This window comes from Staphylococcus sp. HMSC072H03 (assembly GCF_001809305.1).
GTDB lineage: Bacteria > Bacillota > Bacilli > Staphylococcales > Staphylococcaceae > Staphylococcus > Staphylococcus hominis.
Genome location: NZ_KV796883.1, coordinates 46,475 through 60,874, shown reverse-complemented (window position 1 = coordinate 60,874; position 14,400 = coordinate 46,475). Strand labels below are relative to the sequence as shown.

Here is a 14,400-nt window from a genome sequence, read left to right as displayed (position 1 = left end):
TCATAGGCTTAAGTCTCATCCTCTTTTATTTTTTCTTCTTATTCTGCAATTTCCAAACTTTAAACATAAATTTAGGAATACTTTTTATACGACCTATTCGCTTCCAGTCAATAAGTAATCGGTATACCCATTCAATATTTAAATTCCTAAAAAGACGGGGCGCTCTTTTTTTAGTACCACTAAACACTTCTAACGAGCCACCTACCCCCATCATTACTGTATGCTTAAAATTACTTTCATTTTTTTGAATCCATTCTTCTTGTTTTGGAAAGCCCATTCCAACAAACAAATAGTCAGGATTGAAACGTTGAATTCTTTTCACTACAGTTTCATCTGACAGATCAATATACCCATGATGATACTCAAAAGTAACATTAGGATATTTCTGTTGTAATTTATGTTGTGCTTGCGCAACAATTTCATTTTTTGATCCTAACAAGTATACCTTTTGACTTTGCTCGTGTGCAAATTTAATACATTCTTCCATAAGTTCAATACCTGGTACACGTCGCTTTAATGGTTGTTTTAATCTATTAGAAGCTTTAACTACACCTGTACCATCCGCAATGATATAACTTGCACTATTTATAAGCTTTCTATAGGTTACATGTTCAGAAGCATACACTACGATTTCAGGATTAGCAGTTACAATAAACAAGTTATCATTTGTATTATTTTCAAAAAAATGTTTAATATTTTCAACCATATCCAACATTGTCACATTATCGAATTGTACGCCTAATATATCTACTTTATCGTTTTTTTTCTTTTTTGAACTATACATTTACGTTAACTCCCTGCTTTCTTACCCTCTTTATATGTTGTAATGAATTTATAATAACCTCAACTTATTCATCATATATTATTTTTATCATTGTATTCAAAAATACGTCTAAAGTCTAAAGGTCCAGTTTATCTTAATGATTTATAATAGAAGTCATACTATTAACGTGAGGTTGATTATGGATTATTTGCAACAATTTTTAACTACGACTGTTATCTTAAATATTTATTTAGTCATTATTATAGCAATATTTTATATAATTATTCATCAAAATCGACATTGTTCTTTTAGTCAATATTTAGATATTTACTTAAATTATATTCCAGTACTGACTCATGAAATGGGTCACATTCTATTTAATAAGTTAAGTGGGGGGCATGCTAAAGATCTTGTCATTGTTGTACGCCCTAGTGAACGTAAAGAAACGTTACAACAAGGCTATGCAATAACACAATCTAAATCAGTTACTGGACAATGTATTACGACATTAGGTGGATATGTCATGCCACCAATCATGTTAATGATAGGTTTTTGGACCATTCATTTTAACTATCCAAGCTTATTTTTAATCTTATATAGTTTGATATTTATGTATTACCTTATTTTAACATCTCGAAAATTGTCTCCCATTATCGTTTTAATCATTTTAATTTCATTATTGTATTTTTTATTGCAAGACAATAATCAATTTATGATTTTTTATATCGTAGTCCTCCTATGCCATCTTATCTTAGGTGTCCTATTAGGAGAAGTTTTGCAATCTAGTTGGACAATTATATTATTGACTTTCCAAAGAGTAAAAACACATTGGGATGGTAATACTTTAGCTGAATTGACACATTTACCAACATTATTTTATAGTCTATTTTGGATTATGATTAACGGTTTCTCTTTATATTTAATATACAAATTTATGATTTAAAAACGGCTCATCATATTCAAATTGAATAGATGACGGTTTGTTTAATTTTTCTCTACAAATATATTCATTGCATTATCATAACTTAGAATCGTCATAGTTGTATTATTATTTATAATCATGACTTTATTGGTTTTATCTTTGGATACTATTTCAATGTTATCTCCAATTGAAATATGCTTACTGGATAGATAAACAAGTAAATCCGTTCTATCGCGAACACGTTTAATGTTTACTATGTCTCCTTCATCATATTCAAGTAATGAGTCATTATACTTTTCTTTATAAATATAATTTCTTGGAATAATTCCTCCATGCGGACAAGTTTCAGGATAATTTAACAGTTTATCTATCCTTTCTAAAAATAAGTCAGAAATTTTATGCTCCAAAATTTCCGCTTCTTGATGTACTTCTTCCCAATTATAATTTAACACTTCAATTAAAAATTGTTCTAATAAACGATGTCTTTTTATAATATCGAGTGTATGAGAGAGACCTTCTTTAGAGAGTTTTACCCCTTTATAATGTTTAGTTTCAACAAATCCAGCTTTTTCTAAACGATTTACCATTTCACTTACAGAAGGTGGTTTTATATCTAAATATTGAGATAGTATTTTATTTGAAACAAAAGCGCTATCACCACCATTAGTTAGAATTGCTTTGAGATAATCCTCTTTTTCTTCAGTTAACATGATTTCACCTCATAAACAGTTTCATCTTATTGTATCACGAATGGTTGAGTAATGTAGTTGTCTTCTATCATCTTACAATAAGAGGAATACATCTTAAATTTCAATTTTAAACCTTCCATTTATACTAAAAAAACCTAAGACATAGCGAGTTGTCTTAGGTTTAGTATTAATCATTATTGAATTATTAAATTAATCAGTTAAACTGTCTACAATAACCATTTCATCATAGTTAATTGCCTCACGTAATTTTAAAGCTGTCGCTTCTGTAATCTCTTCATCACTAATAAGTTCAGTTAAAATACGACGTTGCTCTCTTAAAGCATTCAACTTAATTTTAGTAATTGAATCTTCAGAACGTGTGTTAAAGAAGTTAGATGGTGATAAGTTGTCTATTCTCATTAAATATCCATCACATATCATACCCACTTCTAATTTATTATCTTCATTTGCCTCTTTAACAAGTCGGCTTACAACATTATAATGGACTCTTTTATTGATTTTAGAAAGTTCCATTAAGTTTTCAGTAACACTTAATGATGAAGCTGCATTTGTACGTGTACGAATATGACGTTTCAAAAGTAATCCTCTAATTCCAACAATAATACGACGACTGAGTGAAGCTTGTCTATAAACTTGTGTACGTTCAGCAAATCGCATATAGTTTTCTAACATGCTTTCCGTAATTTCGCCTTCATCTGCTAATTTTTCAAGCGTTTTTGTTTCTACGTTAAAAGCAATTCGTTGTAAACGTTCCAGCTCTTTTGAATTCTCGTCATCTTTTTCTACTGATTTTAGGAAAGTTAATTTATCATGATATTCTTTAATAACATTTCCATATCGATAGCTTGTTTCAAATGAGGAACGTTTGTTTAAATAATCAATCACGTGTTCTAAAATATAAATTCTTGCTTCTTTAAAATTCATACTTCCTATTTTAGGTTGAGGTGCATTTTTCGTAACAAAAGGTAAAATGATTTGTGCAATCACTAAGCTTAAGATAACCATACCTGAAGAAATAAAGAGTAAGTCATTACGATACTTAAATGACTCATGATTTTCTAAATAGTAAGGTAACGTTAATGCGATTGCGAGTGAAATTGTTCCATGAACACCACAAAAAGTCATAATTAACGCATACATACTTCGTTTAGGGGGTTTCTCTTTCGTATTTGTTCCATCATCATTCATTAATTTTTGGAATGGACTGACTGATAGATAAAATAAAGGATATAGTACATAAACCCAAATAAATCTAAATACATATACAGCCAATGCTACTAATAAAGTAATTCCTATTAAGAAAAGTAAGTTATGTGGTTCACTTTTAATAATTTTTACAATGACTTCCGGCACTAAGAAACCAAGTATCGAGAATACAAAACCATTTAACGCATAGCCTAAAATATTCCACGTATGGTTATAACTTAGTTGAAGGCGTGTACGTGTTTGAGCAATACGGTCACGTTCAAAACCATGAACAAGTCCAGCCACTACAGCAGCAATAATACCTGAAGCATGGAATAGTTCTGCCACAAGATAGGTTACAAATGGTGTTAACAATTGAAGAAATACAAACATATTAATATTTTCAATACCACGTCGTGTTAATGTTAGACGAAATCGAACAAGTAATATACCGATTAACAATCCTACAATGGCCCCTCCGATTGAAGCAATTAAGAATTGTTGAATCGCTTCAAATAATGAGAAAGCGCCAGTAACAAGTACCCCTACTGCTATTTTAAATGAAATGATACCTGCAGCATCATTTAATAAAGACTCACCTTCTAAAATCGTCATTGCACCTTTTGGTAATACTTTACCTTGAGTAATAGCTTGCACTGCCGGAGCATCGGTAGGACAGAGAATTGCGGCAATCGCAAACGCTGCACCAATTGGTAAATCTGGCCATACTAAGTGAATAAATAACCCTACACCTATGACGGTAGTAATTACTAAACCTAATGCCATTAACATGACAGGTTTAATATATCTTCGTAAATGTACCCTAGATACATTAACACCTTCAACAAATAATAAAGGTGCAATGGTAGCTAGCATAAAGAGTTCAGAATCAAAATTGAATTCAACTGGTACAGGCAATATAAAGAGGATCATTCCTAATATGATTTGAATAAATGCAAGAGGTACTTTAGGAATAAAAGTATGAACAAAGGAGCTTACAATAACAACAGCTAGAAATATGAGAATCGTTTCAAATATTTCCAAACTTTCACCCCATTATTTCATATTTAATTTGAGATATAAGATACATTATCATCTTATTTATTTTAAACGTATGTAGTTATTATCTACCGTTCTTATGCTCTCAATTTAATATCAATTTTATCATTAAAATATATTCAGATTAACTAACTTGCACTTTCAAAATAATTCACTTAAAAACTATTAAGATATGCAATTATTCTTCTAAATCTTCAATATTTTTATCACCATGTTGTTTTCTTTCTTCAGCTCTATAGTTTTTAATATCATAATACAGTTTTTCTCGTTGTTCTTCTCTTTTTTTAGCACGACTTTTTAACTCATCTGTTGTATTAAATTCTTTTGAACTTAATAAAATGGAAGATTGTCTTGGTGCATCATCTTTTCTATACATGTATGCTCCAGTTCGATAAGCTGCTCTAGCAACAAGGTGCATACCAACAGCAGATGTTAAATTAATAAAGACAATGGATAATAATAAACGAACACTAAAGAGACCTTGCGCCGTCGTAAAGTATATTAATACCCCGATTAAAGTAAGTAATACAGAAAGCGTTGAGCTTTTCGTAGAAGCATGACTTCGTAAAAAAACATCTTGAAATTTTACAATGCCTATTGCACTAATTACTGCAATAATACTTCCTAGAAAAATAAGAATAGACGCAATCAACTCAGTGACGCTTTTTATGAGTTCCATTGAATACCCGACCTCCTCCAATAAATCTAGAAATAGATACAGAGCTTACAAATGAAATGATCGCAATTAACATAATTGAATCTAAGTACGCATCAGTATCATAAATCACGCTAACTACCCCAACAATGCACATAATGACGGCACTAGCTGCATCAAATGCTACGACTCTGTCTGCTGTTGTAGGACCTTTAATCAAACGAAACAATCCAATAATAAATGCAATACCAAATAATATTAAAGCTCCTGTACTAAAAAAGTTAGTCATCGCTTGGATCATCGTGACACCTCCATAATTAAACGTTCATATTGTTTAATACTTTTTAACAAATTAGCTTTTTCATTTTCAGAAATGTCTATACTATGAATAAAAAATTTATTGGTTAATTTTGAAATTCTAATCACTGTCGATCCAGGCGTAATAATAATTAAAATGGTTAAAAATGTAATGGCCCAATCACTTTTTAACTCTGTTTCATATGTGAGAAGACCAGGATTCATATCTTTTGTTTTAAATAAAATGTATTTAATGATACTAAGACTTGAAGTAATTAACTGATACAAATATATACCTAAAAACTTAATAGCTACCCATATTTTTACTAAATAAAATTCTTGACCAAAGAATCGGTGCAGTATATAAATCACAATTAATCCTATAAGATAGCCAGATACAAAGGTAGAGAATAAAAAAGAACCTTGGTCTTGAAAGAGTACCCATAGAAAAGCAATTAAGATATTCAATACAATTTGTCTCATTTATTCTCCTCCTTTAAATGTGGATTAACTAAGTGATGAAAGTAAGCATCATTTGTATTTAACTCTGTTGCATTTTTAGTAACATTCATAACAATTGGTGCTGCAAGACCCATAACTACTACAGCTACAGTTAATATGCCAATCATACCTTTTCGATGAGCAGGCAATGGATTGTAATCAACTTGCTCGCCATCTGCATCTCCAAAGTACATAATAAATAGTATTCTAAATAGACTATACATTGCTAAAAGACTTGTTAAAATCATGAGTGCTAATCCGATATAATTACCATTTTGAACCGCACCTTGGAAAATAAGCACTTTACCAGGGAATCCACTAAAAGGAGGAACCCCGCCAATCGCGAAAATCATAACGATAAATGCTACGCCAAAGAAAGGCTCTCTCTTTGCCAAACCATATAAATACTTATATTCTCTATAACCAGACATATAAACTAAACTACCAATAATAAAGAATAATAATGTTTTTACTACAATATCGTTTGTTAGATAAAAAATAGCACCATGAATTCCAGCAAATGTATTTGATCCTAAGCCTAAAATAATAAAACCAATTGATAAAATAACTTGATATGCTGCAATTTTCTTTATGTCTTTAAATGCAATGACTCCAAAAGCACCAATAATCATTGTAATACAAGACATAAATACAAGTATTGGGTGTGTAATATTTGGATGTTGATCAAATAATAAAGTGAAGAAACGAATTAAAGCATATGCTCCCACTTTCGTCATTAAAGCTGCAAATAAAGCTGCGAGCTCAGTATTTAATACTGCATAAGCTTTAGGTAACCACATAAATAACACTAACGATGCTTTTGAACCAAATGCAATCATAAATACAATTGCAATGACAACCACCATTTCATTATTGTGAATATCATCTAAGCGTAAGGCAACTTGAGAAAAGTTTAATGTTCCTACTAATTTGTAAAGTAAGCCAATACCTAATAAAAATAACCAAGACCCAATAATATTTAAAACAACATAGACAATGGCTGCTCTTAATTGTTCTATTGATTGTCCTAATGTTACAAGCACAAATGATGCAAGTAACATAATTTCGAACATCACATAGAGGTTAAATAAATCAGAAGTTAAAAAAGCACCAATCACACCGGTAGTTAAAAATAAAATAAATGTTGGTAAATAATAGCGATTCACACGTTTTTCAGCAGATCCAAATCCATACGCCATAATTAAAGTCACTACAAAAGAAGCGACTGTTACCATGAGTAAACTTAAAGTATCACCTAAAAATTGAATACCAAAAGGTGCTTTCCAACCACCAAAATCTAAAGTGATTGGTTTATGATTCATCACATAAATCAATAAAGCTAGCGAAATAAGCGTATTAACCGTCATTGTTCCAATATATAAAATCTTCGAAACTCTATTTTTATTCTTCGTAAATACAAGTAATAATGCACAAAGAAGTGGTAAGAGAATCGGAAGGATTAATAAGTTACTGTTCATCATCTTCATCCTCCCTAAGCACATCAATTTCTGATTCTTTTGTAACACGATATGTTCGATAAACTAATACAAGTAAGAAAGCTGTCATACCAAATCCAATAACAATTGCAGTTAAAACAAGTGCTTGCAATAATGGATCGACATAGTTGGTATTTGAACCACGAATAAGCGGTTCTGTTACGTGGTCACTATAGTGACCCATACTCATAATAATCAAATTACCCGCATGCGTATAAATCGAAATCCCTACAATAATACGAATTAAATTTAAAGATAATATCATGTATGTCGCTAAGAATACGAGAAATCCTATAATTAGTAATAAAATAAGATTCATGATTTACCTCCACTCAATGCCAACATAATTGTGACAATCACACCCACTACTGAAAGTACTATGCCTAATTCGAAAATCGTCACTGTAGTAATATGCATTTCATTAAATATTGGTAAATGAAGTGTAAATTCACTTTGATATAAAAATGATTTGCCAAAAAAGGTAGGCGCAATAGCTGTGATTAAAGAAATAAGCGCTCCAATAATCATTAATTTTCTAAAGTCGATAGGTAAACTATCCAATACTTTTTTTACGTCGAAAGCTAAAAACATCAAGATAAAAGCTGAGCTAAAGACGAGACCACCAATAAATCCTCCTCCTGGATTATTATGACCCGCTAAATAAATGTAGAAACCAAAAGTAAGTAAAATGAATACAACAATTTTAGTTACTGTTTTTAAGACTACGTCATTTTCTTTCATCTTGACCCCTCCGATCTTTGTAATTTAATAATGTATAAATACCTAAACCAGCAATAATTAATACCAAGCCTTCAAACATAGTATCAAGTGCTCTAAAATCACCTAAAATGGCATTCACAATATTTTTACCACCTGTGAGTTCTTTTGCATTCATATAATATTTAGAAATAGTTTCTAAACCATCACCTTGTTGTGCCATAAATACAAGTGTTACCACTGCGCCTGCAAAAATGAATGCTACAACAATTTTCATCATTTCTTTTTTCTTATCTGCTTTCTTACGAGAAATATTTGGTAAGCGTGAAAAACTAACAATGAATAATATTGTAGTCATCGTCTCTACTACAAGTTGGGTTAAAGCTAAATCAGGTGCCCTCATGATTAAATAAAATAATGCAACTGAATAGCCAATAATTCCATTTAATATTACCATCGTTAAACGTTGTCTTATAAAGACAAGTGCTATACCAACAACACTGATTGAAATCGCAAGCAGCACTTCTAAAGGCCCAAAGTCAGTAACATGCATTAGATGTAGTTTAGGAAACCCTACTCTTAAAAAGCCATACGCTACAAATAGTGAAAACACTAAAAGCGTAATCACATTGTAGTAATTTAATCGGTTCGTCATTACACCACGAATACTACAACCAGCATAATGTTCAAATATGCTATAAGCTTTACGATAGGAATTTGTAATCGATGCTGTTTTGATTAAGCGGTGCGTTAACACTTTCCAATTTACTTTTGTTGCTAAAATAATTCCTAAAATAATAACAATGATACTAAAAATAAGCGGTAAATTAATACCATGCCACTGGGATACATGTGGTGCCATCTTATCAACTTGGATACCTAAGTTTGTGACATTTCTTAATGCAGGTAAAACAATCGGATGCGTAAAGGTATTTGGGATAAAGAAGATAACAGGTAGCATCACAGCAAAGATCATTGCTGGTAAACTGAACAACCACGGCTCATGAATATGCTTTTTAGGAACTTCTTTTTCATTAAATTCTCCCCAATATGTTTCTTTTAGCATGTAAACTGCATAGACAAACGTGAATATACTTGCAATCACGCCTAATGCCACAATTATGATGGTTAAAGTTAAACTAAATTGCTCTAATTCAATAGATTTAACTAAAGAATCAAAAAACATTTCTTTACTTAAAAAACCATTTAAAAATGGTACTCCCGCCATTGATAATGCTGCAAGCGTCATACTCACGTGCATTTTAGGAAAGAATTTTCTCATACCATTTAATTTTTTAATATCTCTTGTGCCCGCTTCATGATCAATAATACCTACGCCCATAAATAACGTACATTTAAATAACGCATGATTCATGACATGGAACAACCCTGCAAATAAAACTAATGTGTAAATTTTAGCCATTGGTCCACTTGGATGCTGCGCAATACCTCCACCTAAACCAACCATTGTCATAATCATCCCAAGTTGACTAACTGTAGAATAGGCAAGAATTCCTTTCAAATCATATTGTCTTAAAGCTGTAAGAGATCCAAACATCATTGTGATTAATCCTACAAAAGTAACAATATAAATATAACTATTACTTAAGCCTAATACAGGTGTGAATCTAAATAGTAAAAATATACCTGCTTTAACCATTGTTGCTGAATGTAGATAGGCACTTACAGGGGTTGGCGCAGCCATAGCTTTAGGTAACCAAATATGAAATGGAAATTGAGCTGATTTTGTGAAAGCTCCAATAAGCATCATAATGATCATTGGAATAAATAAAGGTTGCTCACTAATATGATGACTTTGCGATAAAATTTCAGTAATTGTATTCGTACCTGTCATTATGTACAACATAATAAAACCTGTTAATAATGCTAAGCCGCCAAATACCGTAATCATAAATGACTGTATTGCACCTAGCTGACTATTTGCATTACTATACCAATACGAAATAAGTAAGAAAGATGAAACACTTGTGAGTTCCCAGAAGATATACATAAGAATGGTATTATTAGATATTACTATACCTAACATACTAAACATAAATAAAAGTAAGTATATGAAAAATCTAGGTAAGTTATCACCATTAGGCGTTAAATATTGAGTAGCGTAAAAGAAAACAGCTATCCCTATAATAGAAATAATTAAAGCAAACATTAATCCAAGTCCATCTAGTCTTAAATCTAAATTCAAATCGATAGCTGGCATCCAAGCTAGTTTAAAAGAAATCACTTTCTGATGAAGTACACTAGGAATTTGAGATAAGAAATAAACAGAAGCAATTACTGGAGCAAATAGGGAAATATATCCCGCATAGCGTCTTAGAGGTCTAATAAATAAAGTGATTAGAACCATACCTATGATTAGTAAAAGTGCCCCTAGTAAATAAATTAAACTCATCAAAACCCTCCTTTTTATAAATTCAAAGCAATAATTGTATGATGATCTTCTTTAGGTGACAAACCAATAAATTTCAAAGTTTCATGCGTAGTCTGGTGTCCTAAATATTTTTGAATAATCGCAATAGAAATACCCGATTTATAAGCATGATATGCAAAAGTTTTACGTAGAGTAGTTAAACCAATATGTAAAAGGCCTAATTCTTTAGCTGCGTGGTGAATAATTCGATAAGCTTGCTGACGTGAAAGTTCTTTATGTGTACGAAGAGACTGAAATAAAAGATGATCATCTTTCAACTGATTTTCATAGATATATGTATCAATTTCATTTCTTAAATCAGAAGGAAGCATAATTTTGATAAATGGGGCACTTTGTTGAATCCAAGCTGTCTTTATTTCTTTATTTTCTTTATTCTTTATATCTTCAACTTTAAGATGTAATAAGTCAGTAAGTCGCATACCTGTATGTATAGCCAGTTTAAATAAAAGATAATCTCTGTCTGATTTCATTTGTAACACGTGATACATCTTCTTAATATCATTCTTTTTCTTAATAGGTTCTACATAATTCATTTATCCACCTCAAAAAAGTTTCTTATTTAATGATATATCATATTTTAGTAACATTAAAATATTTCGCTCAATTATTTTTGACTTCAAGTTACTTTTTTTAAAAATATTTTCGATATATAAAGTGTAAGGAGGTGAAAGTAAGATGAACGAAATTACTCAGTTATCTGTTATTTGTACTCACGTTACACATGATACAAATGGAAAAGCTAAAGAAATTAAACGTCGATTTAATAACATTAATACACGTGCTTCTGAAGCAGACATCAAATCATTTGTAACAACAATTTCAAATTTGATTGAAGAATCTTTCGATAAAGTTGAAGTTGTAAAAACTCAAGGATTAGTTTAATGAATGATTTTATTAAAAAGGAGGTATGAACAATGTCAAAAACGTTAGAACTTATATTTAAGACAAATCTAAACAAAACAGCTAAGTTACAATTACCACAAATTTCAGCAACAATAACAGAAGCTAATGTACAATCAGCAATGGAAAATATCATTAAGTTAGATGTTTTAAGATTTACCAGTGGCGCTCCAAGTAAAGTCGCTTCAGCTCAGATTGTAGATAAAACAACAACTGTTTTATTTGAATTAAATTAATTGACATAGTAGACGTAAGTTACAATATCAAATTTTACTTCACGTCTTCTAAACAGTAGATTGAGAATGGATGAAGAGTTCTAACAGAATTCTATCCGTTCTCTTTTTTAGTATAGAATTTTTTTATAAATTTACGTATAATAATCATATTTGATAGTAAAAATAATGGAGGAATTAAGTTTGCTTTTTCTATTTGTACTTGGAATTATTGCTGGTATGATGGTGCCTATTCAAACATCGATTAATTCTAGATTAGGTCGATTTACAGAATCATCTTTTTATGCCTCTACGATTTCTTTTTTTGTAGGCACTCTATTTTTATTAATACTTAATATCATTTTTAATATCCAAATGTTCTCAAGCTCATTTTATGCTGGTCACTCTATTGATTATCATTGGTGGGTTGGTGGCTTGCTTGGTGTATGTTTCTTAACAGGTAACTTATTACTTCTTCCAAGATTAGGTGCAGCACTTACGGTTGTGATGACAGTTGCTGGTCAAATCATAATGGGTGTTATTATTGATACATTGGGATTACTTGGAGCCAATCAAACATCTTTTACTTTTTTAAAAGGTGTGGGAATTATTGTTTTATTATTCGGAATTCTTCTTATGAATCATATACCTAAAAATAAACTTAAAGATAAAAGAAATATCTCACTTTATATTTGGTTGTTCATTGGCTTTATTTTCGGATTTGCGCCTCCACTACAAACTACAATCAATAGCGGACTTTCAAATCAAATGCATTCTTCTTTATTCGCTGCACTAGTTTCTTTTACTGTTGGAACTATTGCGTTATTTATTCTAACAATCATATTTAATAGAAGTTTAAAAATGAAACTATCACAACATCATTTCGGTCGTATTAAACCGCTCTATTTTATTGGTGGAATTTTAGGTGTCGTATTCGTTACATCTAATATTATATTAATGCCCTATTTAGGTGCTGCTCTTACAACTATTGTCGCAATGCTTGGTCAAATGATAATGGGCGTCATTATTGATCACTTTGGCATTGGTGTACCTAAAAATGAAATGACTTTCCGTAAATTTATAGGATTAATCGCTATAGCAATTGGTATTGTTTTATTACGTTTATTTTAATGGCTAATAAAATTAAACTTTTATCTAAATCTTCGTCTTCTTAATGAAATAATTGAGAAGACTTTTTTGATGTCATCATTTAATTATGTTGTATTTAGCTCTAAACTTGTATAATAAATGCATATTAATGTTTAGAGGTGATTATATTTGAAAAAGTTTTTATCCCCTTTACCAATACTGGTAACCCTCCTCCTTCTCCTTATTATTTCGTTTGGATTTTATATTTATTCTAAGATTCCTAAAACTACTCATTTAAGCAAAATAGAAACGATGACTGTAAAACCACATTACTCTCTTTCTTTTCAAGGCGTTCAGCAAGCTAAACAAAGTTATACACTTTATTATGAGCCCTCATTAGGTATTAGTTCAGATATTCTAGTAAAAAATAACGAAACGATATCTAAAGATACACCCATATTTAAATATTATAATCCACACATTGAAAAACATATTCTTGCAAAAAAGAATCTTTTATCTTCAATACAACACTCAAATAAAATATCCTCCGATAACTTCAACCAACAAGTTCAATTATCTAATGATATACTCAACTTACAGCAACAACTTCAAACACGTATTTATGCTCCTATTAAAGGTCGAGTCACTGTACTTCACCCTTTCCCTTCAAAATCTCATACTGAAATTATGCAAATTAATAGTGATGAACGAATCATTCGTGCTAAAATCAATGAATCTCAACTCAAACAGCTTAAAAATAATCAACTTGTTCAAGTTTCTATTAAAAATACTAGGCAATTTGAAGGAAAAATTTTATCTATTTCTTCTATTCCTTATAAAACTGAGACATCTTCCTCTTTTTATAACGTAGATATTTCTACAGATCCTTCCTACCCTATTGGATACCATTTTAATCTTCACTTAGGAACAACAGAATATGAATTACCCAATAAAGTCATTTACAATAAAAATTATGTTCTAGTTATACATAATAAAAAAATTATAAAAAGAAACATTAAATATATTAAAAGTAAAAAAAGTGGGTATATTATGGTATCCAATGGATTAAATATTGGTGATAAAATTATTACGCATCCTTCTACATCTTTATTAGAAAGCACCGAATAATCTTTTATTTTAGTATATTAAACTTTAATTTTATAATATGGAGTATCATAATAATTGTTCTTAATTAAATCTTTTATAAAATTTGCTTATTTTTATAAACAAAGTATTAATTAATCAAAATATTGTTTTATTAAGTGCATTTTCGTTTACTTTCTAATTTTATTTAGTTATAATTAACTAAATAAAATAGAATTAAATTAATTTATTTAATCTAAATTATTAATAGCTTTTTTAAACTAATAGTTGACGTTATATATAGATAAATTTAACGGATGCATAAAAAATAGAAAGAATATTAATTGGGGAGGTCTTAA

Annotated in this window: 16 protein-coding genes; 5 read left to right on the top strand and 11 right to left on the bottom strand. The window is 30.2% G+C overall.

The window, feature by feature from the left end; translation table 11 throughout:
• Nucleotides 1-25 precede the first annotated feature (25 nt).
• Nucleotides 26-784 (bottom strand): N-acetylglucosaminyldiphosphoundecaprenol N-acetyl-beta-D-mannosaminyltransferase TarA, encoded by a 759-nt coding sequence (tarA, locus tag HMPREF2578_RS06300; protein WP_017176017.1) that lies wholly within the window; start codon nucleotides 782-784, stop codon nucleotides 26-28.
• A gap of 178 nt (nucleotides 785-962) precedes the next feature.
• Here tarA and HMPREF2578_RS06295 point away from each other — a divergent pair, with 178 nt between their 5' ends.
• Nucleotides 963-1,706, top strand: a complete 744-nt coding sequence (locus tag HMPREF2578_RS06295) for a M50 family metallopeptidase (RefSeq protein ID WP_019834901.1) — start codon at nucleotides 963-965, stop codon at nucleotides 1,704-1,706.
• A 41-nt stretch (nucleotides 1,707-1,747) separates the two neighbouring features.
• On the opposite strand, the gene HMPREF2578_RS06290 is transcribed toward HMPREF2578_RS06295, so the two are convergent.
• The 10 genes from HMPREF2578_RS06290 to HMPREF2578_RS06245 form a co-directional block, all read right to left on the bottom strand.
• On the bottom strand, nucleotides 1,748-2,395 hold the full coding sequence (locus HMPREF2578_RS06290) for a metal-dependent transcriptional regulator (RefSeq protein ID WP_070508319.1): 648 nt from the start codon (nucleotides 2,393-2,395) through the stop codon (nucleotides 1,748-1,750).
• Between the two features lie 189 nt (nucleotides 2,396-2,584).
• Entirely contained in the window at nucleotides 2,585-4,624 is a 2,040-nt protein-coding gene (locus HMPREF2578_RS06285; protein WP_017176020.1) for a cation:proton antiporter, read from the bottom strand.
• Nucleotides 4,625-4,817: 193 nt separating this feature from the next.
• Nucleotides 4,818-5,318 carry a Na+/H+ antiporter subunit G gene (locus HMPREF2578_RS06280; protein ID WP_017176021.1) on the bottom strand — a complete coding sequence of 167 codons (501 nt, stop codon included), beginning with the start codon at nucleotides 5,316-5,318 and terminating at the stop codon, nucleotides 4,818-4,820.
• Nucleotides 5,293-5,595 (bottom strand): Na+/H+ antiporter Mnh2 subunit F, encoded by a 303-nt coding sequence (gene mnhF2 / locus HMPREF2578_RS06275; RefSeq protein ID WP_017176022.1) that lies wholly within the window; start codon nucleotides 5,593-5,595, stop codon nucleotides 5,293-5,295. The genes HMPREF2578_RS06280 and mnhF2 overlap by 26 nt, the downstream gene beginning before the upstream one ends.
• Nucleotides 5,592-6,074 carry a Na+/H+ antiporter Mnh2 subunit E gene (mnhE2, locus tag HMPREF2578_RS06270; protein ID WP_017176023.1) on the bottom strand — a complete coding sequence of 161 codons (483 nt, stop codon included), beginning with the start codon at nucleotides 6,072-6,074 and terminating at the stop codon, nucleotides 5,592-5,594. Before mnhE2 ends, mnhF2 begins: the two co-directional genes overlap by 4 nt.
• Entirely contained in the window at nucleotides 6,071-7,570 is a 1,500-nt protein-coding gene (mnhD2, locus tag HMPREF2578_RS06265) for a Na+/H+ antiporter Mnh2 subunit D (RefSeq protein WP_049415487.1), read from the bottom strand. Before mnhD2 ends, mnhE2 begins: the two co-directional genes overlap by 4 nt.
• Nucleotides 7,560-7,907, bottom strand: a complete 348-nt coding sequence (mnhC2, locus tag HMPREF2578_RS06260; RefSeq protein WP_002448875.1) for a Na+/H+ antiporter Mnh2 subunit C — start codon at nucleotides 7,905-7,907, stop codon at nucleotides 7,560-7,562. Before mnhC2 ends, mnhD2 begins: the two co-directional genes overlap by 11 nt.
• On the bottom strand, nucleotides 7,904-8,329 hold the full coding sequence (mnhB2, locus tag HMPREF2578_RS06255) for a Na+/H+ antiporter Mnh2 subunit B (protein ID WP_002455676.1): 426 nt from the start codon (nucleotides 8,327-8,329) through the stop codon (nucleotides 7,904-7,906). The genes mnhC2 and mnhB2 overlap by 4 nt, the downstream gene beginning before the upstream one ends.
• The gene (locus HMPREF2578_RS06250) at nucleotides 8,316-10,718 is read right to left on the bottom strand and encodes a DUF4040 family protein (RefSeq protein ID WP_049379659.1); all 2,403 of its coding nucleotides are present in this window, start codon (nucleotides 10,716-10,718) and stop codon (nucleotides 8,316-8,318) included. The genes mnhB2 and HMPREF2578_RS06250 overlap by 14 nt, the downstream gene beginning before the upstream one ends.
• A 14-nt stretch (nucleotides 10,719-10,732) precedes the next feature.
• Nucleotides 10,733-11,290, bottom strand: coding sequence for a tyrosine-type recombinase/integrase (locus HMPREF2578_RS06245; protein ID WP_048683106.1), 558 nt, complete (start codon nucleotides 11,288-11,290; stop codon nucleotides 10,733-10,735).
• A gap of 142 nt (nucleotides 11,291-11,432) precedes the next feature.
• Between HMPREF2578_RS06245 and HMPREF2578_RS06240 the strand changes: the two genes are divergently transcribed.
• The 4 genes from HMPREF2578_RS06240 (at nucleotide 11,433) to HMPREF2578_RS06225 (ending at nucleotide 14,086) form a co-directional block, all read left to right on the top strand.
• Nucleotides 11,433-11,639, top strand: a complete 207-nt coding sequence (locus HMPREF2578_RS06240) for a sigS mRNA-stabilizing protein SroA (protein ID WP_002448893.1) — start codon at nucleotides 11,433-11,435, stop codon at nucleotides 11,637-11,639.
• A 32-nt stretch (nucleotides 11,640-11,671) separates the two neighbouring features.
• Nucleotides 11,672-11,893, top strand: coding sequence for a DUF2922 domain-containing protein (locus HMPREF2578_RS06235; RefSeq protein ID WP_017176027.1), 222 nt, complete (start codon nucleotides 11,672-11,674; stop codon nucleotides 11,891-11,893).
• Nucleotides 11,894-12,073: 180 nt separating this feature from the next.
• Nucleotides 12,074-13,000: a DMT family transporter gene (locus HMPREF2578_RS06230; RefSeq protein ID WP_049434576.1), complete on the top strand. Its 927-nt coding sequence runs from the start codon at nucleotides 12,074-12,076 to the stop codon at nucleotides 12,998-13,000.
• A 270-nt stretch (nucleotides 13,001-13,270) separates the two neighbouring features.
• Complete coding sequence (locus HMPREF2578_RS06225) at nucleotides 13,271-14,086, top strand: efflux RND transporter periplasmic adaptor subunit (protein ID WP_228452098.1); 816 nt, start codon at nucleotides 13,271-13,273, stop codon at nucleotides 14,084-14,086.
• Nucleotides 14,087-14,400: the final 314 nt, after the last annotated feature.